21 protein-coding genes are annotated in these 23,727 nt (G+C 67.4%); 4 read left to right on the plus strand and 17 right to left on the minus strand.

What is annotated here, in order from left to right; translation table 11 throughout:
* Positions 1-521: 521 nt before the first annotated feature.
* From O2L01_RS13670 to O2L01_RS13715, 10 genes are all read right to left on the minus strand, one after another.
* Positions 522-1,991, minus strand: a complete 1,470-nt coding sequence (locus O2L01_RS13670) for an aminopeptidase P family protein (RefSeq protein WP_374727689.1) — start codon at positions 1,989-1,991, stop codon at positions 522-524.
* Between the two features lie 65 nt (positions 1,992-2,056).
* Complete coding sequence (locus O2L01_RS13675) at positions 2,057-2,845, minus strand: aspartyl/asparaginyl beta-hydroxylase domain-containing protein (RefSeq protein ID WP_270122502.1); 789 nt, start codon at positions 2,843-2,845, stop codon at positions 2,057-2,059.
* Positions 2,846-2,850: 5 nt separating this feature from the next.
* Positions 2,851-3,537, minus strand: a complete 687-nt coding sequence (locus tag O2L01_RS13680; protein ID WP_270122503.1) for a 2OG-Fe(II) oxygenase — start codon at positions 3,535-3,537, stop codon at positions 2,851-2,853.
* Positions 3,534-3,818: a hypothetical protein gene (locus O2L01_RS13685; RefSeq protein ID WP_270122505.1), complete on the minus strand. Its 285-nt coding sequence runs from the start codon at positions 3,816-3,818 to the stop codon at positions 3,534-3,536. Before O2L01_RS13685 ends, O2L01_RS13680 begins: the two co-directional genes overlap by 4 nt.
* 4 nt (positions 3,819-3,822) lie before the next feature.
* The gene (locus O2L01_RS13690; RefSeq protein ID WP_270122506.1) at positions 3,823-5,106 is read right to left on the minus strand and encodes an AMP-binding protein; all 1,284 of its coding nucleotides are present in this window, start codon (positions 5,104-5,106) and stop codon (positions 3,823-3,825) included.
* Between the two features lie 80 nt (positions 5,107-5,186).
* Positions 5,187-6,209 (minus strand): biotin synthase BioB, encoded by a 1,023-nt coding sequence (locus O2L01_RS13695; RefSeq protein ID WP_270122507.1) that lies wholly within the window; start codon positions 6,207-6,209, stop codon positions 5,187-5,189.
* A complete protein-coding gene (locus O2L01_RS13700; protein WP_270122508.1) occupies positions 6,206-6,781 on the minus strand; it encodes an alpha/beta hydrolase in 576 nt (191 codons plus the stop codon). Before O2L01_RS13700 ends, O2L01_RS13695 begins: the two co-directional genes overlap by 4 nt.
* The gene (locus O2L01_RS13705) at positions 6,778-7,479 is read right to left on the minus strand and encodes a hypothetical protein (RefSeq protein ID WP_270122509.1); all 702 of its coding nucleotides are present in this window, start codon (positions 7,477-7,479) and stop codon (positions 6,778-6,780) included. Before O2L01_RS13705 ends, O2L01_RS13700 begins: the two co-directional genes overlap by 4 nt.
* A complete protein-coding gene (locus tag O2L01_RS13710; protein ID WP_270122510.1) occupies positions 7,479-8,960 on the minus strand; it encodes a B12-binding domain-containing radical SAM protein in 1,482 nt (493 codons plus the stop codon). The genes O2L01_RS13705 and O2L01_RS13710 overlap by 1 nt, the downstream gene beginning before the upstream one ends.
* Before the next feature lie 7 nt (positions 8,961-8,967).
* Complete coding sequence (locus O2L01_RS13715) at positions 8,968-9,270, minus strand: Os1348 family NHLP clan protein (RefSeq protein WP_270122511.1); 303 nt, start codon at positions 9,268-9,270, stop codon at positions 8,968-8,970.
* 589 nt (positions 9,271-9,859) lie between these two features.
* On the opposite strand from O2L01_RS13715, the gene O2L01_RS13720 reads away from it, so the two are divergent.
* The 4 genes from O2L01_RS13720 (at position 9,860) to O2L01_RS13735 (ending at position 15,745) form a co-directional block, all read left to right on the plus strand.
* Complete coding sequence (locus O2L01_RS13720) at positions 9,860-11,434, plus strand: ABC transporter ATP-binding protein (protein WP_333490290.1); 1,575 nt, start codon at positions 9,860-9,862, stop codon at positions 11,432-11,434.
* A gap of 46 nt (positions 11,435-11,480) precedes the next feature.
* On the plus strand, positions 11,481-13,226 hold the full coding sequence (locus O2L01_RS13725; RefSeq protein ID WP_270122512.1) for an ABC transporter ATP-binding protein: 1,746 nt from the start codon (positions 11,481-11,483) through the stop codon (positions 13,224-13,226).
* A 114-nt stretch (positions 13,227-13,340) separates the two neighbouring features.
* Positions 13,341-13,790, plus strand: a complete 450-nt coding sequence (locus tag O2L01_RS13730; protein ID WP_270122561.1) for a tyrosine-type recombinase/integrase — start codon at positions 13,341-13,343, stop codon at positions 13,788-13,790.
* 155 nt (positions 13,791-13,945) lie between these two features.
* Positions 13,946-15,745 (plus strand): DUF7507 domain-containing protein, encoded by a 1,800-nt coding sequence (locus O2L01_RS13735; RefSeq protein ID WP_270122513.1) that lies wholly within the window; start codon positions 13,946-13,948, stop codon positions 15,743-15,745.
* A gap of 229 nt (positions 15,746-15,974) precedes the next feature.
* Here O2L01_RS13735 and O2L01_RS13740 read toward each other — a convergent pair whose 3' ends face one another.
* The 7 genes from O2L01_RS13740 to mhpA all read right to left on the minus strand — a co-directional run bounded on the left by O2L01_RS13740 (position 15,975) and on the right by mhpA (position 23,724).
* Complete coding sequence (locus tag O2L01_RS13740) at positions 15,975-16,310, minus strand: DoxX family protein (protein ID WP_270122514.1); 336 nt, start codon at positions 16,308-16,310, stop codon at positions 15,975-15,977.
* Positions 16,307-18,082 carry an AMP-dependent synthetase/ligase gene (locus O2L01_RS13745; protein ID WP_270122515.1) on the minus strand — a complete coding sequence of 592 codons (1,776 nt, stop codon included), beginning with the start codon at positions 18,080-18,082 and terminating at the stop codon, positions 16,307-16,309. The genes O2L01_RS13740 and O2L01_RS13745 overlap by 4 nt, the downstream gene beginning before the upstream one ends.
* Positions 18,083-18,229: 147 nt before the next feature.
* A complete protein-coding gene (locus O2L01_RS13750) occupies positions 18,230-18,865 on the minus strand; it encodes a TetR/AcrR family transcriptional regulator (protein WP_270122516.1) in 636 nt (211 codons plus the stop codon).
* Between the two features lie 62 nt (positions 18,866-18,927).
* On the minus strand, positions 18,928-20,019 hold the full coding sequence (locus O2L01_RS13755) for a catalase family protein (RefSeq protein ID WP_270122517.1): 1,092 nt from the start codon (positions 20,017-20,019) through the stop codon (positions 18,928-18,930).
* A gap of 24 nt (positions 20,020-20,043) precedes the next feature.
* Positions 20,044-21,384, minus strand: a complete 1,341-nt coding sequence (locus tag O2L01_RS13760; RefSeq protein WP_270122518.1) for a Dyp-type peroxidase — start codon at positions 21,382-21,384, stop codon at positions 20,044-20,046.
* Between the two features lie 10 nt (positions 21,385-21,394).
* Complete coding sequence (locus O2L01_RS13765) at positions 21,395-22,003, minus strand: hypothetical protein (RefSeq protein ID WP_270122519.1); 609 nt, start codon at positions 22,001-22,003, stop codon at positions 21,395-21,397.
* A 47-nt stretch (positions 22,004-22,050) separates the two neighbouring features.
* Positions 22,051-23,724 carry a bifunctional 3-(3-hydroxy-phenyl)propionate/3-hydroxycinnamic acid hydroxylase MhpA gene (gene mhpA, locus O2L01_RS13770; protein ID WP_270122520.1) on the minus strand — a complete coding sequence of 558 codons (1,674 nt, stop codon included), beginning with the start codon at positions 23,722-23,724 and terminating at the stop codon, positions 22,051-22,053.
* Positions 23,725-23,727: the final 3 nt, after the last annotated feature.

The following is a 23,727-nucleotide window of genomic DNA, read 5'->3' on the forward strand; positions in this document are numbered from 1 at the left end:
CGCAGTGAATGTGAAGGGACGTCGGCTCAGTGGCGCATACCAGCGCACGCCCTCCGCACCGGAGGTGGGACCGCGCCATGCGCTGGCTCCGCGGGCGGCCCGAGCGACCCGGCCGTGCGGCCACATTCCCGGTGGCGGGAGGCGTAGAGCACTTCATCGAGCGCTCAGTTGAGGACTCCGCGAGGTGCGCCGGCTCGTTAGCCTTCAAGACTTTTCCTTCGGCGGCCAGCCCAGTCTTTGCGACGATAACGCGTTGAAAAGCAGGCGCATCGTCCGTGGCTACGGTCGCACCTTGCCCGATTCGATGTCCCGGATCCTCCGGATCCCCACCCTCGCCTTGAACGCGAGCTCCTTCTGCGTCCTCATCGCCATTTTTCGGAATGGTCGGAGGCTATCGCCGACCTCGGATGCGCGATCAGGCATTCGCCAATGGTAGGTCGGCACGGACACGAGAGAGGTACATCGATACGGCCGCGAAAGTCGAAGCGGCGCAGCTGCTTGCCGAGATCGATGGTCGTGTCTCAGTGTTCTGCGGGAAGGCGGGGGCCAGCTTCTCGCTGTGCGGCGAGCCAGTTCTCAACCTCTATCGCCGTTCGGGGCAGGGCCTCGGAGAGGTTTCGACAGCCGTCGGCAGTGACGTGCAGGTCATCCTCGATGCGGATACCGATCCCTCGAAGTTCCTTGGGAACAAGTTCGTCATTGGCCTGGAAATACAGACCGGGCTCCACGGTGAGGACGTGACCTTCCTCGACTGCGCCACTTTGAAACAAGCTTGGCCAGGACGCATCGCAGTCGTGCACGTCGATGCCGAGCATGTGGCCGAAGCCGTGCAGCGTCCAGCGCCGGTATCGCAGTGAATCGGTCGCGGCTACCCCTCCGGTCGTGCGAGGCAGCAGGCCCAAGTCTTGAAGCCCTTCCGCCAGAACTTCCATGCATGCCCGTCGGATCGCGCGTACCTTCACCTCCGGCTTGATCGCTTCCATGCCGGCCTGTTGGGCGGCGAGGACGATGTCGTAGACCTCCCGCTGCACGGGCGTGAAGGACCCGCTGGTCGGCAGCGTGCGGGTGATGTCAGCGGTGTAGAGGTTGCGGCCTTCGACCCCCATGTCCATGAGGATGAGGTCGCCTTGTGCGGTACGCCCGGTATTCGCGGTCCAATGGAGGGTGGTCGCGTTGGCGCCGGCAGCGACGGTCGAGGAATAGCCGACCCCGTTGCCCTCAACACGCGCGCGCGTGCCGAAGACCCCCTCGATGAGCCGCTCGGGAACCGTTCCTGTCGCCGGAAGGATGCGGGCGACGTCCTCGAAGCCTCGGACGGTCGCATCCACCGCCTCTTGAAGCTGCTCGAGTTCCCACGGATCCTTTCTCAAGCGCAGGTGTGCAAGCGTCCAGGCCAGACGGCCGTCGCTGCTCTCCCGCTCGGAGGGCCCGTCGAGGGCGAAGCGGGCGTCGATGCGGGGCTCCCTGCCGCGCAGGACTCGGACCCGCTCGCGAGTGAGCCCGTCGAGAACACGGTCGAGCTCTTCCAGGTCACGGCATTCGACGCCAAGCGCGGTCGAGGTCTCCGCCAACGTCTCCTTGCGACCGATCCACAGTTCGCCGTATCGGGGCGACGCGAAGTACTCCTCGGACTCGACACCCTTACTCGGGCGCCGGTAGAGCACGGCGTCGTGTCCTGTGGCGTTCGGATGGAGCACGAGCACGCCTTCGGGAGCGAGATCACCAGTGAGCCAAGCGAAGTCGGACCCTGCGCGGAAGCGGTGATGCGTGTCGTTGGCACGGACCAGCTCCTGACCTGTCGGTACCACGAGCGTCTCGCCGGGGAAGGATTCCGACACTGCTCGGCGTCGTTCGGCGTGGAACGGCGCCTGTTGCAATCGCTCCGCGGGGCGTTCCACTGGACTCCAGCCTGTGCGCATGAAGTCCTGGAAGTCCTGTTCGGGGTCGGTTTCCTGCCGGCGCTCGCCGGAAAGACGCTCGGTCATTGGTATTCCTTGTCTACCAGCGCGATGGGAATCGCGTACTTCGACTTCAAGGTTCTGACTCGGCCGGGGTCTCAGCCGTTGGCGAGAGCATGCAGCAAATGGTGCCGGGCTCTCGCCTTGCGGAAGAAGTCCATTGATTCCTGGAACGCCAGGCGTTCAATCTCGGAGAGGTCCGGATGCCAGATGTCGAAGAGCAGCACGACGCGTTCGTCGTCCCCCTCGTTCACGGCCTCGTGTTCGAAGGTGTCGTCGAACACGAGCAGCTCATGGTCCTTCCACGCCCGCCACTCGTCGGCGACGCGGAACCGGGCACCTTCGTTGGGTTTGATCACCAGGTGGACTCGGAGATGCGCGTTGGTGTACCCCGTGTGGGGTTCGATCTTGCTCCCCGGTTCCAGGGTAGAGAAGAACACCATGCCGCAGGGCTGCTCGGCGACTCGCTGAAGCGACGCGGCGGCAATCGGGAATGAACTGGCGAGGGCCTGCCTCTGGCCGAGGTGGTAGAGCTGGACGGTGGTCCATCTGCCGGAGGCGCGGAGGCGGCCGCTCTCTTTCGGGCTGCGGAGCGCTTCGGATCGCGTCAGCTGGGACGAGACCGCGAAGTATTCCTCGCGGATCGCCTCGGCCTCGGCGAGCAACGCTGCGGCCCAGGGGAATGACTCGGGAGTCCACCAGGGCCGCGACGTCAGGCCGGGCAGGGGACAGGTCGGGTCTGGGGAGTCGGGCGGGAGTCCGGGGTGGTCGCCTCGTTCGAGCGCCTCCAGGCCGGCGAGCACCCGCTCGACGTCGGTCGACGCGATGTCCTTGCCCGCCGTCCACTCCCGCAGGTGCCGGGCAGCTCCGTCGTGTGCTTCTCGCATGGGGATCATCCTTCCGAAACCAGCGCCTGCAGCAGCCGGCGCGCGCGTCCCTGGTTCGACTGCTGTTTGTTCGTGACGAATCCGGTGAAGGTCAGCCGAGGCTCTGCTTTCCACTGGTCCTCCACCCGCTTGATCGTGTGGGCCGTGCCGGCCTTGAGGAACACGACCCGGTTCGGCAGTGGCGCGATGAGCGTCATCGTGCTGCGGCTCTCGCCGACGAACTCGGCGATCGACAGCCTCCGGTCGGGACCGGTCCGGTCGTCCTGGTCGGCGGCCTTGTCGAGGACCACCAGTTCGCCGCCCCAGTCGGCGCCCCACTCGGTGTGCAGGAAGCACACGAACTCGCCGATCCGTCCGCCGCCCGCGTCGTTGTGCCAACCGAGGGCGGAGCCTCGCGGATAACGCCAAACCGCGCCCGTGACCGTGCTGCTCGCTTCGGCCGCCCAAGGGACCTCCGGCATCGCGAACGCCTGGACCACAGTCCGGAGATGCGCCGGTATATCGGTGGCGTCGGTGGAGAAACCGACTGTGGAGCTACGCCAGGCCTTGCCGTCGGACGCGCCGATCACCGAGTCGCGCATTTCGACGGTAGTGGATGCCGCCCATTCCTGGGCGAGCCGGAATTCGTCGTCGTCGAAGAAGCCGTCGAAGACGACGAACCGGTCGCCGACCGATGTGATCTGCCTTCTCATCGTTGACCTTTCTCGATTCCCTGCGTGCTTCTCGAAACCTGGTCCCACCAGTGCCCCGGGATGTCGATCTGAGGCGAGGCGAGGAACTGGTCGCTGAATTCGTTGCTCCAGCGGGAGTTCACCTTGATCACCAGTTCAGTCAGGGCTAGGGAGTCGACGCCCGCGTCTTGGAGGGAGCAGCGTGCGAATTCGACGACGGACATGTCAGCGAGCTCGGGCTTCTCTGTTGCGAGGCTGTGCTGCATGAACGCTAGAAACTCTTCGTATTCGATACCGTTCAAGCGCTTACCGCCTTTCGAGTGTGCTGGGAAGGTGCGGGTCGTTGTTCGCGGAAAGGAGCTTCGCCAGCTCGACCTTTCCCACTTCGTTGCGCGGGAAGCGGAGCATCGAGCGGATCGCCGTGCCGCTGATGGCCGGGCCGCCTGTGTCCTGGATCCGATCCACATCGGTCTTAGACAGGGGCTCACCTTCGAGGAGCAGGCACGGAGCCCAGGTGTCATCGCCACTCGGTTCGAGAAGCCGCCAGTCGCGGTCCATCGATTTCAGCGTTTCAGCGAGATGCGCAAGCGCCTGCGTCCGGTCCCGGGTGCGCATCGTTCGGGTGATGCGTGCGACGTGTTCCAGCTGGCCGTCGTCACCGCGGCGCACCAGGTCGGGGAACTCCCAGAGATGCGTGCTGCCGGACTTCCCGACGTATCCGAGCACTTCGTGCGGAAACCGCACCTTCAATTGGAAGGGCTCAGCCCCGGTCGGCGGCACCTCTGACAATTCGGCGCCCAGTGCGGGAGCGCCGATGCCACGGGTTCCTGCGAGGGCGCCGCCGGTTTCGGTCGAGCCGAATCCGAGAACGATCTCGGTTCCCCAGCGCTGCTCGAGCATGCTTCGGAGCTTGGGGTCGAGGTTGCCGGCTCCGCAGAAGACGGTGTCCACTCGGAGTTCCCGGGCCGAGAGCGCCGCGTTGAGGATGCGCAGCGTGGCGGGCGTACCCGCGAGTACTCCGATGCGGTCATCGAAGCCCGACAGTCGGTCCGCTCGGATCGGGGGCTCGTGGAACACGTCCCGGCCTGCGAGCAGCGCACTGAGAGTGATGCCGATGCCGAGCGAGTGCTCGAGGCGGACGCAGTGCACGAGCGGGTGGGAACCGGGGCCCCAAGCCGCCGTGTAGGCGAACGACTCCCAATAGAAGGATTCATGTGAACGCATTGCCAGCTGTGGTGTGCCGCTCGATCCCGAGGTGGCCTGCACCAGTGCGCAGGCGGGTGGAAGATCCCATTCGGAGGAAACCGCATCGGGGACGAGCTGACTCCCCGGAGTGTTGCTGTGCCAAGGGGTCTCGTGTCCAGATGCGCCCGCCAGCAGCGGCACGGCGCCGCGCTCCCACACTGCCGACATCATGCCGATGATCGATGCGGCGTCCGGCTCTTCGATGGCGACGACCCGGCCTCGCAGGTCGCCGGGTTCGCACAGCGCCGGACTGCGACGGAAGTCGGCGGTCAGGTCGGGGACGTTGCGGCCGTTGACTCGAGCGTGTGAGCTCGAGAGTCCGGCGAGCAGATTCGGTGTCGTCAACGGTGCTCCTCGAGTGCGATCGCCGGGCCTCGTGGGGCCCGGGTGGGGCTGGCGGCGCGAGTCGGCAGGCGGGTCGGTGTTCAGATCCAGACCGAGCCGGCGCGCCTGGCCCCGTTGAGGGCGAGGACGCGGCTCACGTGCTCGGTCTTGACTACGAACCGCTGCTTGCCGTAGATCAGGTATTCGCCCTGGTGGTCGCCGGTGAAATTGATCGTCATCACGTTGCCTCCCGCGGCGATGCCGGCCCCTTGGCCTCCGCTGGAGTTCTTCTCCATGGCGCTCACCGACGGGATCAGCGCGCGAGGGTGTTCGAGTCTGGTGAGCGCCAGGAAGTTCAGCGCGTCGTCGACGTTCCCGGGCGGAACGTCGGCCATCGGGGTGTCCGGGGCCGGGACGAACGGGCTCACGCTGATCATGTCGGGGTCCATCGATCGCAGGAACACGAGTTCGTCGGCGAGGGATTCGTAATCCTGCCCTGGCAGCCCCGAGATGATGCCTGTGCCCATACGGAAGCCGGCGTCTCTGGCGACGTACCACTCCTGCATGCGTTGCGACAGCTTTTCGAACCTGGTCTCGGCATGCAGGAGGTCGGAGCTGGTCTCATGCTTGAGGATGTAGGTCATCGCGCCGGCGTCGCGGAGGCGCCGGTAGCGTTCGTTCCCAAGCGAGCCGAGATTGAGGATCACTTCGACGGAGCCGTGGAAGAGCGCGACGATCTGAGGGAGCGCGTCGAGTGCGATGGCAGCGGCTTTGGGGGTCTCCCCCGCCTGAAGCAGGATCACATCGATCCCGGCGTCCTTGATGTGCCCGGCGCGCTCGAGGATGTCGGAGACCGACATGAAGAAGCTCGAGTTGGCGCGGTTGTTGTCGCGGCGCATCGGGCAGTAGGTGCAGTTCACCCGGCACACGTTGCCGATCTCGATCACACCTCGGAGCACGACGTCGTCTCCGAACACCTGCTTCTTCATGTCCAGTGCGGCTGCGTGCAGCGCCCGCTGCTCCGGGCCGCGGGCGCGCAGCGCCGCCAGCAGGTCCTCACGGGACAGCCGCCGCGGTGCCGGGGTGCCGGTCCGCGCCGCGACCGCGGTGGTCTCGGGGTTCATGTGTGGTCCTCGATCCATTGACGTAGTCGGTAAGCGATCGGGCTGGGATCGGCTAGGCCGAGCTGCCCGAAGCTGTGCCCGGCGCCGGGCACAGTCCAGTAATCGACCGACGCGCCCGCCTGTTCGAGCGCTGTCGCGCATTCGTTCGAGAGCGCCGGGGGGATCTTCTTGTCGGCTGTCCCGTGGATGAAGAGCACGGCGCCTTTGAATGCACTCGGCGCGCTGTAGGGCTCTCCGAGCAGCTGCATCATGCTGTGGCATCCGGCGATGCAGACGACCGCCCGAGTGCTTGCCGGGGAGGCCTGGAGGACTCGCATCGCGGTGATCGCGCCCATGGAGAACCCGAGGACGACGCTGCCGCGGCCGGTCTGCGCCAGCGCGTCGATGTCCCAGCAGGGTAGGCGGTACGCGGCGGCGCCGAGCCCGGCGTAGTGGATCTTGTCCGACGGGTCGGGGCGCTTGTCGGCGGTCGGCACGCGCCACGAAGACTCGTCGGATGCGATGTGGCGCAGCCGGTCTCGGAAGCGCTCGGCGGAGCTGCCGGCGCCGTGGAGGGCGAGGACTCCGGTCATGGCGCGCCCGGTGCGACATCGCCGTGGAGGACCGCGTAGCGGCTCATGCGCCTCGCTCCGCGAGTGAGGAGATCGAGGGTGGCCGGGATGTCGCTGGCGGGCACGGGCAGCTCGATGAACGGCGTCGCGACGAGTTCGTCCCAGGGCAGATCGATCGCCTCGCCGAAGGGGACAGGGCCGGGGCGGCCGTCAGGACCGCTAGGTCCGAAGAGAATCGTCGTCGATCGGTCCGCGAGCCAGTCGAGCAGCGGCGCTCCGGGGAGGTCGAGCGTCCCGGAGATGCCCCGTGGTCCGCTCGCCGCCTTAGGCGAGGCGGGGACGCGGAAGCGGTGCAGGGGTGTCGGATCGGTCCTCGCGCCGAGCAGTTCGGCGATGCTGCGTTCGCGCCCCGCGGTCTCTACCCAGAGGTGCGATCGGTGGATCCCGCGCCGTCGCGCCTCACCGAGGAGGTACCGCGCGAGCGTGTACGCGGTCGCGAAACCAGTGTTCTGGAAGGTGAAGACGCCCCGGAGGTAGAGACGGCCGTGCCCGATCAGTGCGCGGTGCGCTGCGACGACCGACTCGCCGTCGGCGATGACGGCCCACAGGAAGTCGTCGGGGCGGCGCGTTTCCTCCAGGACGTCGTATCGGGGAGTGAGCCGGTCGTGGACGACCGCGGTGGCGCTGTCGTCGGCGCTCAGGATGCGAATTTCTACCATCAGGCCACCGTGACTCGGAGCTGCTGCTTCCGGGCGACGGAGAACTTCGGCTTGATCGTGCTCCGCTGTTTCAGGCCGTGTTTGGCCGCCGCCATGTTCAGCATCAGGTCGGTCGTGAGGAACCGCGAGTCGAGATGGTCGAAGATCCATTGGAATACTCGCGGATCCAACTCCATGAAGGTTGGCTCCAGCAGCTCCGCGGTGGTCGCTCCGGTCTGCCGGCTCATAGCGGTTTCCGGCAGGACCCGGTAACCGACATTCAGTGTCAGCTCGTTGTCGCGCAGGTGCTCGTTGACGAATGCCATCGTGCTCGCGACGGTCTGCTCCGACTCGAAGGGGCCCCCGATGACCACGCTGACGCGCGGTTTGAGCGAATGGGAACGGCATGAGTCGAGGAAACGACGCACGTGGCGCACATCGAAGGACTTCCCGATCTCGTTCATCATCTCCGGATCGAGGGAGTCTGGCGACACGATCACCGAGTCGTTCCCACTGCCCGACAGCAGCTCGGCGAACTCGTCATCGAACGGCTTGGGGGTGAAGTATGCGGACCACTCCAGCCCCGGGAGCGCCTCGGCCTTGACGGCTGCGACCACCTGCTTCGCGAACCGGAGCTCGGCGTTGAAGATTCCGTCGGTGAAGAAGATCCTTCGGAAGCCCGCGTCGTAGATGCCGCGGATCTCCTCGATCAGCGAGGGGATCGCCCTGCACGTCCCACCCTCGTCCTGGGTGATGTGGGCATATGGGCAGTAGGTGCAGCCTTGGTAGCAGCTCTTGCGGCGGGTCTCCACCCCGATCATCGCCGAAGGGTCCCTGAGGGTGTAGACCTTCATGAGCTCCGGCGAGTACCGCATGACACGCGTCTCGAAACTCGGGTCCGGAACGCCGGTCAACACGCGAGACGGCAATCCCGAGTACGCCTCGAAATCAGCGCAGATCTGGGACATGAGCGACTCCCCGGGGCCGACGACGCCTATCGACAGTCCCATGGCCTCAGTGAGCTCGGCGGCGAAGAGGCTGAACCCGGGCCCTCCGCCCACCCAGAGGATGTCGACGTCACCGGCCGCGGCCTGGAGGTCCGCGGTGTACTGGAGGTAATGGGGGACGTGGCTCTCACATGCGATGTCGATCGGGTCGATGTTCCGGATCGTCAAGCCGACTACGTCCCAGCCCTCCCGGATCCACCCGTGATCGGCTTGGAGATCGGGGCGTTGACAGAAGTCGATGATCTCGACGTCGTGCCCCTCCGACTGCAATACCTGCCGGATTCGCTCGATCCCCAAAGGAAAGATGGGCTGATTTCCCGGCATCTTGAGACTCGCCAGGTTCACCAGGGCAACGCGGGCCATGTTCACTCCTAAGGAAGGGATGTCTGGGGCGGGCCTGTTCGAACGCCGCCCCAGACACTTGACGTGAATGCCGTCTACGCCGAACGGCGCCGGGGTGCGATGGCCCCGGTCGTCGAACCTCGCAGCCGGCATGACCGTCCTACTTGGGGTCGTCGCAGGAAGGAGCCGAAAGACTCATCAGGAAGTCCGAGTCGACGCGCGAGAACAGCGCTTCCGACGCCTGCTCGAACCGCTCGGGCTGGCTGCGGATGTAGGCCTCCAGGGCCTCCTTCTGCAGCACGATCCCAGTTGCCTGGAGGGTCTCCTTCGGATTATTGGCGAGCGCCGCCTTGAACGACTCGTCGTAGCTGAGTCGGCCGATCAGCGCGTCCATCGCCGTCGCCACGGTGTTGACCAGCTCCGCCTGCTCGACAGGGTGGACCTTGTAGGCCAGATTGCTCATCTGCGCATCTCCTTTTCTTCCAGATGTGTGCTTCGAGGGCAGAGCGAGGACTTACAGCCCGACCCGACGCCCGCACTTCGCAATAGCGTGCAATTGCGAGCGTCGGTTGGATTCTGGCAACTGCGCCGAGTCACCGTCAAGGGTGTCGATCGGCGGCCTTGTACAGCGGTGATGAGCGTCGGCGCCAGTGACGCCGAAATGAAACCGCCTGCGACCGAAGCCGCCGGAAAGGACCCGATTCCGTTCCGAACAGCGGCTATGCGGTCGCTCAGCGCCTCCGCGAGTCTCGATTCAGATCGATCCTCAATGGATAAAATTGAAATATAGTCCTCAATCAACTGTCGTGAGTCGCCGATAAACTGCCGGTGTCCCGCCGGTGTCCCGCCGGTGTGCACTTCGATCCGGACAAGCGCTCGCTGTGCCGGCAAAAGCAGAGGTCAGCGGTGGTTCCATCAACCTGCGGAGCGTTGCCCGGGGCGCCGAGTGCTCGATAAGCTTCGGACCCATGCTCCCCGCATCTCCACGCGCCGCTTGGCGCTTCGTTGCCGGCCTCGCGCGGCCCCACGCCGGAAGCATGACGATCGGCATAGTGTCCTACCTCCTCGCGGGTGCGACCTCGATGTTGCAGTTGTGGATACTCGGCCGGATCATCGACGAGGGGATCGTCGCGGGCGATGCCAGGAACTTCATCTCCTGGATGGCGCTCATGCTCCTCGCCGTACTCGTCCAGCCGCTCTTCTGGTCAGCGGGATTCCGACGTTTCGTGGGTGCAGAGGCCGCAACCCAGCGGACGGTGCTCCGGCGACTCACCGACCACCTCAACACCGCCGGAACGGGAGTGCGCGGCCGCGTGTCGACCGGAGAGCTGGTGAACCTCGTCGGCGAGGACACCCGGAGAGCGGCCGGTGCGATCTCGGAGATCGGGTTGTTCTTCAACAGTTTCGCGATGTTCGCGGTCGGCTCGATCCTGGTGTGGTCGATCCACCCGCTGTTGGGCGCGGTGATTGTCACCGGAAGCGTCTTCACCTCCGCCGCCACCGGTCCAATCCTGAGGCGGCTCCAGCGGCGCCGGACCGACTACCGGGCGCAGGTCGGCGACCTCACCGCACAGGCTGCCGACATCGTCGGCGGCCTGCGGGTCCTGCGCGGCATCGGCGGCGACTTCTTGTTCGCGGCACGGTATCGGGAGCGGTCGGCGGCCCTGCAGCGCACCGGTTTCCTGGTGGCGAACTCGACCTCGTGGATTCACGCGCTCCAGTACTCGATGCCGATCCTGTTCGTCGCCGCGATCACCTGGACCGGCGCGCTCCTGGCCGCGAACGGCGCCATCACCATCGGCGGTCTGGCCTCGGCGTTCAGTTTCGCGACCTTTTTCATCGCCGTATCAGGGGGCCTCATCGGCGCCGCGAGCTTTCTCCTGACCTCTCTAGTGGCCGCCGAGCGCATCACTCGATTCCTGGCCATCGAGCCCGATATCGGGGATACCGGAACCGTTTGCGGCCCGGGAGGCGACCTATACGACCCCGACACTGATCTGACCGTGCCGGCCGGCGGCCTCACTGTGGTGGTCGCCGACGCGACCGCCCCGGCGCTGGCAGCGTGCGAGCGCCTGGCCCGCTACCGCGACTCCGAGGCGGTTTGGGGCACGACATTGTTGGACGCGTATGCGCTAGAAGAAGTGCGTGAGCGGATCATGTTGCTGACCGACGAGGACCGCCTGTTCGCTGCGACGCTCGGCGAGACACTGCGGGTGGAACCGAGCGCGGCCCTCGCGGCGATCGAGACCGCTTGCGCGGCTGACGTGTACACAGGGCTCGGCGGCACGCTCGAAGCCCGTATCACTGAAGGCGGGCGGAACCTCTCAGGCGGGCAGCGGCAGCGACTGCTCCTGGCAAGGGCGCTCGCGGCAGCGCCGGAGACGCTGCTGGCCGTCGAGCCGACCTCGGCGGTGGACTCGCACACCGAATCGCTCATCGCTGAGAGGGTGGCCATCACGCGCACGCTGGTGTCCACACTGGTCGTGACCAATTCACCGCTGTGGCTGGCACACGCCGACCACGTGGTGTGGATGGTCGAAGGCAAGGTCCACGCGACCGGGTCGCACGCCGAACTCCTCGACCTCCCCGCCTATCGGATTCTCGCTACCCACAGTGCCGATCGATGACCTGCGAACCTCGCCGACGAGGACCGGGTCGGGAAAGGGGTGCCATATGAGCGCCACCGACACAGCGACCGACGCACGACTCCCGGTCGCTGGCCCCACCGAGGTGCGACGGGCCTTCATACGGCTGTTCGCCGCCGACAAGGGCAGGGCCGTCCAGGTCCTCGTTCTGTACACGCTGGCGGCCGGGTGCGGCGTCGCAGTGCCCATTTTCCTCGGCCGGGTCGTCGACGGGATCGGTGCAGGCTGGGACGTCGAGCGCATCAACCTGGTGTGCGCCCTCATCGTGGTGTGCGTCGCGGTCCAGTTCGTCCTCAGCCGCCTAGGCCGGCGCGCGGGTTACCGGTTCGGAGAACGGGCCGCGGCCCGGCTGCGTGAGTCGGTCGTGAAGCGAGTTCTGTCACTGCCGCTCGACCGGGTAGAGCGGGCCGGGCACGGAGACCTCGGCACCCGCACCTCCACGGATGTCAACACTGTCGCCGACCTGCTTCGAGACAGTGGTCCGACGATCGCCACCGCGCTCATCGAAGTGCTCGTCCTCTACGCCGCCACGTTCGTGATCGACCCGCTGCTCGGCCTGTGCTCGCTGCTGACATTGCCACTGTTGCTGCTGGCGGCGCGTCGCTATCTGCGCCGGGCCGGGGCCACGTTTCGGGGTGAACGCGCGGCAATGAGCGAGGCGGCCGAGACGCTCACCGCCTCCGGTGCAGGAGCAAGGACCGTCGCCGCCCTCGCACTCCAGGAGGAGCGGCGCACGACCGGATACGCGCACGCCGAGACCATGTACGGGTGGTTCATGCGAGTGTTGCGACTTCAGAACGAGTTCTTCCTGCTCCTGCTGTGGCTCAATCGCATCCAGTTGGTCCTCGTGATCGCGGCCGCCGGATGGTGGTCCTTCGAAGGCGCAATGAGCCTCGGCGCGGCAGTCGCGGCCATCACCGTGACCGTGCGCATCGCCAACCCCACCAACGTTGTCATGGCGCAGCTGAACGGATTCCAGCAAGGCTCTGCCGCGCTCGCGCGCATCGAAGGAGTCAACATGATCCCAGTTGAGCCACGCCGAGATCGGCCGGAAGGATCGGGCCTGAGCCTGAACGCGGTCACCTTCGGCTACGGCGACGGTCCCGACGTCCTGCACGGGCTGAGCCTGCACCCCAAGGCCGGGGAGCGGCTCATGGTGGTCGGACCTTCAGGAGCCGGGAAGTCGACTATCGCGCGACTGCTCGCAGGCATCGACCGGCCGCGGACCGGGTCCGCGACACTCGGCGGCGTCCCGATGTGCGACATCGGGGTCGAGGAGCTCCGCCGCCACGTCGTACTGGTGACCCAGGAGCACCACGTATTCACCGCGACGCTGCGTGACAACCTGATCCTGGCCGCCCCCGACGCCGACGACGCGACGCTGCTGGACGCGCTCCGACGCGTGGACGCCGGCTGGGCCCTCGCCGAAGGACTCGACACGATGCTCGGCGACGAGCACCGGAAGCTCGGCACCGCCGAGGCACAGCAGATCGCGCTCGCCCGCGTGGTGGTCGCCGACCCCGACGTCGTGATCCTCGACGAGGCGACGGCCGGGATAGACCCGGCCAGCGCGAACAATGTGGAGGTCGCCCTCGCGGCGGCGCTCGCGGGCCGAACCGTGATCGCCATCGCACATAGGCTCCAAGCCGCGAGTTCGGCCGACCGGATCGCAGTTGTCAAGAACGGCCGGATCGCTGAGGAGGGTACGCACGCCGAGCTGCTGGAAGCTGGCGGGGCCTACGCCAGACTCTGGGCCGCGTGGCAAGGAGACTGAAAGAGAGTCGTCGCAGGTGTGCAGCGCCGCGCCCGCGGCAAAGACCAGCCTCGGCCTCCAAAGGGATGAGACACCGACGGGCAAGTCCCCGGCCGCTGGTTCCGAGACCAGATCATCAAGCCCGCATTGAAAATCGCCGGCCTCCGCATCGACATCCGGATGCACCTGCTCCGCCACGCCCATGCCTCCTGGCTGCTGAACGGCGGCGCGGACCTCATCGTCGTCAAGGAGCGCTTGAGCCACGCCAGCATCGTCACCACCGAGAAGTACCTCCACACCCTCGACAACGCCGATGAGACCGCCCTTGCTGCGCTCGACAACATCCGCGTCCAACGCGGCTGGCCATCGTTCTTGTGTGCCCGCCATGCCACGCCGAGAGGGGGAGGTGAGCGGTGGCCAGGATCGTGGATCGGCTGTTCGAATGGCACCGCCACGACGATTCTGATCCGGAGGCACCGGGCGGCGCCGGATGACATGGTGCGGTGTTTCCAGTTCCCAACGCGTGCCTCCGCACGCGGTTGGAGTATCGACTTGAGGACCTCGTTGACGTGGCCCCGACGCTGATGAGACGCAGGGCCACCTCTCATAACCGACTGATGGCATGAACGCCCATCATGATTCCGTCATCGCCACCTCTGCTTCCGACCTACACTCCTTTTCGGACGTGGCTTTCGAGTGTTCTCCCCGTTCCGGAGCTCTGGATGGCTAGAGTCGGCCCCATGCTGCATGTCAGCCGGGCCGCGCGGTGCGCGGCTTCCATGGCCCTCGGGATCTGCGCCGCGCCCGTGCTCCTTTTCGGACCACTCGCGGCTCCGAGCGTCGCGCAGGCTGCCGACGGCGGGACGCTCTTGGTCGCAGAACCGTTCACCGGCGCGGCCGCCGACCCGCGTTTCAACGGCTACGGCTCCGCGTGCCTCACCGGCGCGCCCGCGGTCACCAGTGTCAGCGACGGCCTGCACCAGCTGCGCGGCTGCGCCGACGACCGCACCGGTCCCGTTCCGCCCGCCGGAGGTGACCCGTACGGGTTCCTGGAGCTCACCGACGCCGCTACCGACCAGGCCGGTGCCGTCCTGTTCGACCAGGCCCTGCCCGCCGACGAGGGCCTTGAAGTGGTCTTCGACCAGTACCAGTACGGTTCGACCACGCCCGCGACGCCGGCCGACGGCATCTCGTTCTTCCTCGTCGACGGCTCGGGCGGCCTCTCGTCGCCCGGCGCGTTCGGCGGCAGCCTCGGCTACGCGCAGAAGGAGCCCGGGTTCACGCCGGACCCGCCATTCATTCCCGGCGTCGACGGCGGCTACCTCGGCATCGGCCTTGACGTCCTCGGGAACTTCTTCGGAGACTGGGAGCGCCGCGGCGACGGCTGCACCGACACGTCACCGTCCGGCACCGCGTTCTACGTGCCTGCGCCCGGCGAGAACATGGTGACCGTCCGCGGCCCCGGCGACGGCACCACCGGATACTGCTTCCTCACAGCGACCAGCGACAACTTTACGACCACCGGCCCGTGGAACACGACCCTGCCCGGCGACCTCCAAGGCTCCACAACATCGGTGCCACCCGGCGCGAGCCCCGAGGAGGCCGCGGCGCTCATCAATCCGTCGAAGCGCACTGTCACCGTCCGGATCAGCCCGGCGCCTTCGCCGCGGGTCACCGTCCTCATCGACTTCCTCACCGAGGCCGGTCCGGTCGAGGTCCTCGACTTCCCCGCGCCCGAACCGGTCCCCGACACCTACAAGTTCGGGTTCGCGGCCTCCACCGGGCAGTTCACCGACGTCCACCTCGTAGGCGGCCTCACCGTCTCCTCCGAGCGGCCCTTGCCGCTGCTGGAGCTGACCAAGACCGCCGACGACACCCGCACCTACCGGCCCGGCGACACCATCGATTACACGTACACCGTCACCAACACCACCGGCGTCCCCGTCACCGACCTCGTCATCGACGATGACCTGATCGACGACGTCTCGTGCGAATCCACAACCCTTGCCCGCGCGGGTGAACCCGGCGACGCCACCACCTGCACCGGCACCTACACGGTCACCGAGGCCGACGGTGAACGCGGCTCGGTCACCAACAACGCCACCGCCACTGGCAGCGATGGCACCATCGACTCCGCGACCGCCACGGTCACCGTCACCACCGAACCCGAACCCGAATGCGACGGCGGCAACGGGAACGGCAATGGCGACGGGAACGACAGCGGCGATGGGAACGGGAACGGCGACGGGAACGGCGATGGCGATGGCGATGGCGACGGCGATGGCGACGGCGACGGCGATGGGAACGGCGACGGCGATGGCGATGGCGATGGGAACGGCAACGGCAACGGCAACGGCGACGGCGACGGCGACGGCAGCGGGAACGAGCCGGGCCCGGACCCCGGTCCCGCACCCCGCTGCGAATCCAGTGCAATGCTCCCGTCTACGGGCACTGAACCGCTTGCCCTGGGAACAGGCGCCGCCCTCATTGCCGCGGGCCTGCTCGCCGCAGTCTGGGCGAGGCGCCTGCGCCGGACCTGACCGGAAAGCGAACAGGCCCCAGCGTCGAATGGCTCGCCCCCTCCGCTGCCGCTCCTCGCACCACCCCATCTGGAGCAGCCGGGACTGCGCGGTCTCGAAGCCGTCGCCACGGACGGGAGCCTTCTCGGCGTCGCCTATGGGTAGCTGAGTCGGCGCCCAAGCCTCCCGACCACCGCATGTACCGGGCCGTCACCGAAGTACTGGGGCCGACGAGCCAAGCGACTGAGGCTCAGATGAGTGCCGCTGCGTATGCGGCCGCGACTGCGGCCACGAGGAGCGGGATCACCACACGAAGCACGCCGTCCTGGTGGACCGCGTGGAAGCCGGCGGCGCCGAGCATGAGCAGGACGAGGCCGCAGGCGGCGGCAATACCGAGCACGGGAACCACGAAGCCGATCGCCACCCCAGCGACCGCGGCGATTTCGAGGGCGCCGAGGACGCGGTAATGCCCGACGGTCAGTCCCAGGTGCGCGGCGGCGTCGCGCATGGCGGGGACGGCGGCCAACTTCGCTGCTCCGAGGACGCCGAACATGGCGATCAGGACGATGGCGAGCGCGATGGTCACGATTGGTGCTCCTGGTACATGGATTGGATGAGGTCGGCGAAGTGCTCGGCGACCACCGCCCGTTTGACTTTGAGGCTCGGAGTGATCTCGCCGGCCTCGACACTGAGGTCTCGCGGCAGCAGGCGGAACTGCTTGATCGTCTCCCACCGGTTGAGCCCGGCGTTGACCTCGGCGACGGCTCGCGTCACTGCGGCCTCTACGGCATCGGGCGGCATGCCCGCGGTCGTGTCAGGTTCGGGCGAGACGAGCAGGCTCGCGAACTTGCGGCCCTCGGCGATGACGACCGCGGTGCCGATCTGCGGGCAGGCGGCTTTCAGTGCAGACTCGATCACGGTCGGGGCGATGTACTTGCCGCCGCTGGTCTTCGCGAGGTCCTTCTTGCGGTCGGTGATCCGCAGGTAGCCGTCGGCGTCGATCTCTCCGACATCGCCGGTGGCGAACCAGCCGTCACTGTCGATGACCTCGGCGGTGGCCTCGGGAAGCTGGTGGTAGCCGCGCATGACGCCGGGTCCGCGCAGCAGGATCTCGCCGTCGTCGGCGATGCGGACTTCGGTACCGGGGAGCGCTTGCCCGACGGTGCCGATGCGGTGTCGGTTCGGCCGATTCACAAAAGAGACGCAAGTGGCCTCGGTCAGGCCGTATCCCTCCAGGAGCGGTAGCCCCGCAGCGGCGAACCACTCGGCTATCGGCGTCGCGAGCGCTGCGCTGCCGCAGACGAGGACCTCGAGACGGCCGCCGAGTCGGCTGCGGATCGCGCGGAAGACGAGGCGGTCGGCGACTGCCAGCGCGGCTCGGCGCCCAATTGACACGCCTCGCCCGTCCTGGAGTCGGCGCATGGCGTCGATGCCGATGCGGAAAGCCCATCGGAAGACCCAGGCGCGAATCCCGCCTTGCGTGGTGGCCACGGATTGGACCTTGCCGTGGATCTTCTCGAAGATGCGCGGGGCGGCCGCCATCATGGTGGGCCTGACGGCGGCGAGGGTGTCGACGATCCGGTCGACCCGCCCGTCGATCACGGTGCTGAATCCGATCTCGTACTGGATCGCGAGCAGCATCTTGCCGAACACATGCGACAGCGGCAGCCACAGGAGTTGGAGGTGCTCGGGCCGAAGGACGTCCTGGGAGGCGACCGCCTCGACGAGGTACCGCCAATTGGCATTGGTGAGCTCGACGCCCTTGGGTCGGCCGGTCGTTCCGGAGGTGTAGATGATGGTCGCCAGGTCGTCAGCGCCGACGGAGGCCGCGGCTTCGCGGACGGATGAGGGATCGGTGCGCAGGCGCTCGCGGCCGATCGCGACGAGGTCGTCCCAACCGATGGCGCTCTGGTCCTCGACGTGGTCGAAGGTCACGACGGAGCGGATCGCGCCGATCCAGTGGCCGTCTGCGCGGAGTTTGGCGACTTGGTCGGCGTCCTCGGCGAAGACGGCGACGGCGCCGCAGTCGCCGAGGATGTAGGCGACGTCTTCAGCGTTGGTGTTCGGGTAGACCGTCGTTGTGGCCGCGCCCGCGAGGGTGACCGCGAGATCGGCCAGCACCCATTCGATTCGGGTCGAGGCGGCAATGGCGACACGGTCGCCGCGGCCGACGCCGAGCGCGAGGAGGCCGGCCGCCAGCACCTGGGCGCGGGAGGAGAGGTCGTTCCAGGACAGGGATGTCCATCCGCCGTCGGTTCCGGGATGGCGGAATGCCTCGGTCGTGCCGAACCGCGCGCAGGTGGCGAGGAATCGTGCACCGACTGAAACCGTCGTCGGTGCTGTCGAGAGCGTCGTCATGGTGACCGCCTTCCGGGTGGCGGCGGCGTTGCCGGCCACCCTTGAACTGATAATATCAGCGTTACTGATGATATTATCAGTTAATTGGCGCAAAGTGTCAAGGCATCTTTGATGCATGGGTGAAACCGCAGGTGAGGCAGCTGGAGATCAGCGAGGTTCGGGGAGCGGACGCTCTGCGATCGCCCGTGCCTCGTCGCCGCCGAGTCCCATCATTCGCAGGAGGTTGACGGCCAACTCATCGGCGGCGTTGTCGATCGCGGTCGGTTCGGAGTGGGACAGCCCGAGATGGACCACTCCGAGCACTGCACCGCCGATGCAGGCCAGGGCCACGTCCGGATCACCGAAGGTGAATCTCTGGGCGTCCCTTGCGAGCTGGAGGTCGCGGAGCGCCCTCGGCGCGAGCCCGATCGGGGCGGTGAGGAAGCTCTGGCCGACCCGTTCGATGATCTTGGCCATCTCCGGGTGCGTCTTCGGGAAGCGCGCAGTCATCCGCACCGAGGCCGCGAAGACTTCGGCCGGGTCGCTGAGCGCGGCGGTGATCTCGTCGAGCATCGCACCGTGCTCCTCGATGACCTCCGTGACAGCCGCTTCGAACAGCTCCTGCTTCGAGGCGAAGTGGTTGTAGAACGACCCGAAGCCGACGTCGGCGGCGTCGGTGATCTCCTGGATGCTGACGTCGGCGGGATCCCGCGAGGTGAGCAGCGCCCTGGCCGCCGCTACGAGGGCGGCGCGCGTGCGGGCCTTGCGTCGGTCGAGGCGGTTCGCGGTTCTGGGCTGGGTCATGGGGAGATCGTAGTCGACATCAGTACTGATGGATTTTCTACGATCTCCCCTGCCGCGTGCCATCAGTCGGGCAATTCGTCCAGGCTGGACGGCTCTTGCTCGTTGATCCCGTTGTATCCGTGCCGGAAGTCGCTCGATCGCGGATACGCCTTGCGGCGCGATCGCATGATCGAGCCGAGCGGCCGGTGCGCTTCCAGCGCGTGCCACGGATTGAACGAGAGCACGTCGTCGGCGTAGCGTCGGCGCTCGTCGCTGTACGGTTCCTGCGCAGGGAAGGAGAGCGCCGCGATCGGCTGGTGAGGCGAGAGCTCCTCGGGCCACAGCTTCGATGCGTCCTCGATCGGCATCTTCTCGACGTCGGTGCACAGCTGCGCCCGCAGCTCGTACTCGGCGTCCTGCTTGCCGAAGAAGTCGGCGACCAGGCGGCGCAGCGCCGACTCACCGTCGCGCTTTTCGATCTTCTTCCCGGTGAGCGCCTTGACGTTCGATGACTTCGGCGCTGCAGAGATCTTGGCGACGTAGTCGCCGTAGCGCACCGCGGCCATCGAGTGGAAGGTCTCGCCCAGGATGTGGTTGTTGGCTGCGGCGAGCGTCTCGACCGCGGGCGGCAGCGGCCGGTGCGCCGCTTCCAGCACTTTCGCCGCGGTGCGAGCCGCGAAGCCCGCGCGTTGGAGCGTCTGGTCGCTCTGCCCCGGCTGCTTCTCCAGCAGGCCCTGTAGTTTCGCGTATTCAGCGATGTTCCCGAACGGCAGCGTCGGATGGTTGACCAGCAGGAAGTCCTGAGTCGTGAAGCCGTCGTCGACCGCGCGGGGGCCGGGAGCCCCGATCACCTTGACCGCGAAGCCGCGCTGCACCGGCACCTGGTCGGATCGCAGGTCCCCTGGGGCCGTCGAGAGCCGCAGGATCACCGGGTAGGTGCGCTCCTCGGCGAACAAGCCCTGCGCGAGATGCTCGGGCAGATTCGGCAGCACGCGCAGCTCGCCTTTGAGGACGCCGTGGCTCTTGGCGTGCGCGTCGCGCAGGCCGTGCCGGTGCTTGGCGGCGACCGCCTGGTTCGCGTGCAGCATCGCCTGCACCACCTGGCGGGTCAGCTCCTCCTCGTTCGGGAAGGGCTGTTCGAGGTCCGGTCGGTACCGGACATAATTGATTGACATGTCGGTTCCCCTAGTGCTTCCCTGTCACCGACTGAGCCAGTCGATGGCGGAGCGGCTGGGCATGAAGAAGTACTCGCCGCCCAGCAGTGTGTTGAAGGACTGGATGCCGTGCACGCGGCGTGGCGGCGTCCCGGGCACGGTGAAGTACGCGCCCTTCTTCTCCTGCAACGAGATCATCGGGTCCTTCTCCTTGCCGAGTCCGACGAAGTTGCCGGAGTTGACCCATTCGCTCTGCAGGAACTCGACGTTGTCGATCGCGCGGGCCCCGAGGGCGATGAAGTCGAGGCCGCGGCCCTTCCCGTCATCGCGGAGCACGTCGGTCGGCAGCGGGCCGCCGTAGGAAGTGCTTCGCCGTATGACCCGGCGGATGTTCACGTCGGTGAGCACTTCCAGTTTGGTGTCGCGCGGGTTCATCCGGCGAATGTGCGATCCCAGCGGCGTGTGCAACCCTCGCGGGTCCTTCGAGTAATCGAAGTTGTTGATCCGCTTCGGGTCCGCCCCGATCGCCGGGTCGTCCCCGTCGGGTGCCAGCGCGAGCGGTGCCCCGCTTCGCCAGCGCCCGACAAGCTTGGCCGCCAGCAGCTCCCGCTCGTCCTCGGTTCGACCGTTGTCGTGCAGGTACCGGTTGAAGGCGTCGACATGCGAGTGGTATTTGCGGAAGACCACATAGGTGCCGTTGCGCCCGAGTACGTCGGGCGAGGGCATCGCCAGCGGGCTGCCGGTCTCACTGGGATACCCGAGCACGAACTCACCGGCCTTGATCGGGCGGCCGTCGCCGGGCAGCGGCTCAGCGCCGCTGCCCTCGACGACCGGCTGGCTGAAGCCGTCCCGATACCCGAACACGTTGAACCCGTCCGCCCCGAAGTCCTGGTGGGACAACAGGTCGACACCCGCGAGGCCCCTGAGCTCCTGCTCATAGGCGGCCACTTCTGACTGCCAGTCGGCCTCATTCTCGGCGAAGACGGTCACGGCCATGTGCACTCGCGGGGTCCCGAACGGGAACTCCCAGCGCTCGGGTGCGTTGGGTCCGGTGTCGCGCAGCCGCTCGGCTCTTGCGGCCATGCCGGCCCGGAAGTTCGCCGGAAACGAGGCCAGCGAGGATTCCGGGACACCCAGAGCCACGAGACCCTGGTAGCTGATGGCGAGCGCCAGCCATGACGGCTGGGGCTCGTCCCATCGGGCCGCCGAGGTCACCCGCGGCGCGAGCCGCCGCAGCAGCTCCTTGCCCGCGGCCGGGTCGGTGATCTCCAGGATCGCGTGGGTCCCGAAGTACGGCTCAGGCCGCGCCCGGAGCACCGTCGCCTGGATGTCGTCCAGGTCCAACGTCGGCTTGCGGCGCATCCGCCGGAAGAGGTCCATGTTCATGGCTGCCTCGTCAGTTCAGCTCGGAGAGGAACGAGTGCACTCTGTCGTCCTGGCGCGTGAGCCGGTTGGCCTCGGCGACGGTGACGTTCGGGTGCGAGACGAACCAGGCCTCGGCCGGGATCTGGTACTTCGCGATGAAGTCCTTCACGTCCGGCGAGGCGATGCCCGGCCAGCCCTCGACATTGCTGAACAGGTAGTTCATCATGTCGGGGATCTCGGTGGCGAAGTCGTCGATGTAGGGGTCCCACTCACCGTCGTAGGCCGTGGCGAACAGCAGCTTCGTGTCGTTGTCCAGGAACACGAAACGCATGTTGTGCAGCGTGCCGACCTGGCCTGCCCCGGCGAGGTTCCCGCCGACCAGCCGGAAGAACTTCCGCAGCCGCTCCGCGCCGTTCGGCTTCAACGGCATGATGACCGTCAACTCGGAGACCTCACCGCTCTTGGCGCCGACCCGGCCCGCGGTCGTGACCTCGTGCTCGGCCTTCTCCTTCGGATCGGCCAGCATCAGGCCGACGCGGACCTTCAGCTCGATCTTCGCGTCGGAGAGGGCCGTCTCGACCTTCTCGCGGATCGCCGCGGGCAGGCTCTGGAACTTCGCTTGCAGTTCGGTGTCGCTCATGATGTGTTCCCTCCTGGTGTGGTGCCGACCGGATGGCCGGCACCGGTTCATCGGCTCGCTGGGAGCCGGCCGGTCTGATCATGCATGGTCGCTGACCAGCTCGGACTGGCTTCTTGATACATGCATCGGTCTTGGTGAACTTCCGCGTTCGAGGCTCGGATGCCCGCGTTCTCGAGCATGCGGCGCCAGGCGCGGATGTCGGCTCGGCACGAGCTTGCGGCGATCACCCGATCCGGTCGCACGAGGACGGCATCGGCGCCCGCTCGGTCGAGCAGCGACGTGAGTGCGCCGTCGAGGTCCACGACACCTCCCATGTCGGGGTCGCCGAGGTGCAGGGTCGTAGTCCCGAGGGCGGCGAAGTAGTCGCGGACGGCGGGTTCGAAGGCGTCGAACACGCCGGAGCGGTCTCGGGTGACGATGGCGAATCCGTCGCCGAGCGCCTCGTCGAGCGGCATTTCGCCTCGGGCGGTGGCCACACGCGGTTGCGGGCAGGGTCTCCCGGCGAGCCTGTCGTCGGGCGCGGTGAGCGGACCGGCCCGGAAGATCGGCCAGGCGAGGTCCACGACGCGCTGCTCGCTTCCGGGCAGGCCGGAGCCCGCGCGGATCGCGGCCCGGCGTAGTCCGCTCGTCAGGGCGGTGCCGCCGGTCATCACCGATCCGATGAGGATGGCGAGCCGGATGAGACGCCGAGCGTAAGGGAGCCGCTCGGTCTCGTAGGTCGCCAACAGGCGGTCGTCCGCCCGTCCGGTCAGGACCAGGGCGAGCTTCCAAACCAGGTTCGCCGCGTCGCGAATGCCGGCGCACATGCCCTGCCCGATGAACGGCGGCGTCAGATGCGCGGCGTCCCCCAGCAGGAAGATCCGGCCGTCGCGCCACTGCTCGGCGACGGCGCCCCGGAAGGTGTACGAGGTACGGCGCACGATCTGGAGCCCCTGCGGGTCGACGGCGCCGAGCCAGGGACGGATCAGGTCCATGATCTGCGCGTCGGTCATCTCGTCGGGATGCTCGGCTCGGCGCAGCCGGAACTCCCACCGGTAGCGGCCGGGCGTGATCATCATGAACGTGGCCGCGCGACCCGAGTCGCAGACCTGCTGGACGCCGTCGTACACGTCGGGGAGCTCAGATCCCTGGACGTCGACCACGAGCCACCGCTGCTCGAAGCCGAGGTCCTGCATGGCGATGCCGAGGCGCTCGCGGGTGAGGCTGTTCGCGCCGTCGCAACCGAGGACCGCGTCGGCCCAGACCGTCGATTCGCGGCCGGAGTCGACCTCGCGGAAGCGCACTCGCGTCGGTGCCGGGCCCCCGGCGACCTGCTCGACGCCGGTCACTTCCACGCCCCCGCGGAACGTCGCCTCGGGAAGCTCGGCCAGCCGCTCGCGCAGCACCTGTTCAAGGTCGGGCTGGTCGAACATGTTCGCCTGCGGGTAGCCGATGCTGCGCCGGTCACGCGGGAACTCGGCGAGCCGCCGTAGTTTCGCGTCGACCAGTTGCATGCCGGGAGCCGGGCGGGAGATCTCCCGAACTCGGTCGCCGACGCCGAGGTCGGCGAGGGCGCGGAATACCTCATCGTCGAAGTGGACGGCCCGCGGCAGCGGGTAGACCTCGGGCCAGCGGTCCAGGACCAGGCATTCGATCCCGCGCTGGGCGAGCCCGATGGCGGCGCTGACGCCGGTCGGGCCGGCGCCGACGACCACGGCCGGGACGTATCGGAACTCGGTCATGTC

The sequence above is a fragment of the Glycomyces lechevalierae genome (assembly GCF_027622945.1).
Classification (GTDB): domain Bacteria; phylum Actinomycetota; class Actinomycetes; order Mycobacteriales; family Micromonosporaceae; genus Glycomyces; species Glycomyces rutgersensis.

Coding starts and splice junctions, on each gene's coding strand:
- O2L01_RS13760 (WP_270122518.1), bottom strand. CDS start 21,384: ATGAACATGGACCTCTTCCGGCGGATGCGCCGCAAGCCGACGTTGGAC.
- O2L01_RS13745 (WP_270122515.1), bottom strand. CDS start 18,082: ATGACGACGCTCTCGACAGCACCGACGACGGTTTCAGTCGGTGCACGA.
- O2L01_RS13755 (WP_270122517.1), bottom strand. CDS start 20,019: ATGTCAATCAATTATGTCCGGTACCGACCGGACCTCGAACAGCCCTTC.
- O2L01_RS13680 (WP_270122503.1), bottom strand. CDS start 3,537: ATGAGAAGGCAGATCACATCGGTCGGCGACCGGTTCGTCGTCTTCGAC.
- O2L01_RS13675 (WP_270122502.1), bottom strand. CDS start 2,845: ATGCGAGAAGCACACGACGGAGCTGCCCGGCACCTGCGGGAGTGGACG.
- O2L01_RS13705 (WP_270122509.1), bottom strand. CDS start 7,479: ATGGTAGAAATTCGCATCCTGAGCGCCGACGACAGCGCCACCGCGGTC.
- O2L01_RS13710 (WP_270122510.1), bottom strand. CDS start 8,960: ATGCCGGCTGCGAGGTTCGACGACCGGGGCCATCGCACCCCGGCGCCG.
- O2L01_RS13715 (WP_270122511.1), bottom strand. CDS start 9,270: ATGAGCAATCTGGCCTACAAGGTCCACCCTGTCGAGCAGGCGGAGCTG.
- O2L01_RS13725 (WP_270122512.1), top strand. CDS start 11,481: ATGAGCGCCACCGACACAGCGACCGACGCACGACTCCCGGTCGCTGGC.
- O2L01_RS13695 (WP_270122507.1), bottom strand. CDS start 6,209: ATGAACCCCGAGACCACCGCGGTCGCGGCGCGGACCGGCACCCCGGCA.
- O2L01_RS13735 (WP_270122513.1), top strand. CDS start 13,946: ATGCTGCATGTCAGCCGGGCCGCGCGGTGCGCGGCTTCCATGGCCCTC.
- O2L01_RS13765 (WP_270122519.1), bottom strand. CDS start 22,003: ATGAGCGACACCGAACTGCAAGCGAAGTTCCAGAGCCTGCCCGCGGCG.
- O2L01_RS13700 (WP_270122508.1), bottom strand. CDS start 6,781: ATGACCGGAGTCCTCGCCCTCCACGGCGCCGGCAGCTCCGCCGAGCGC.
- O2L01_RS13750 (WP_270122516.1), bottom strand. CDS start 18,865: ATGACCCAGCCCAGAACCGCGAACCGCCTCGACCGACGCAAGGCCCGC.
- mhpA (WP_270122520.1), bottom strand. CDS start 23,724: ATGACCGAGTTCCGATACGTCCCGGCCGTGGTCGTCGGCGCCGGCCCG.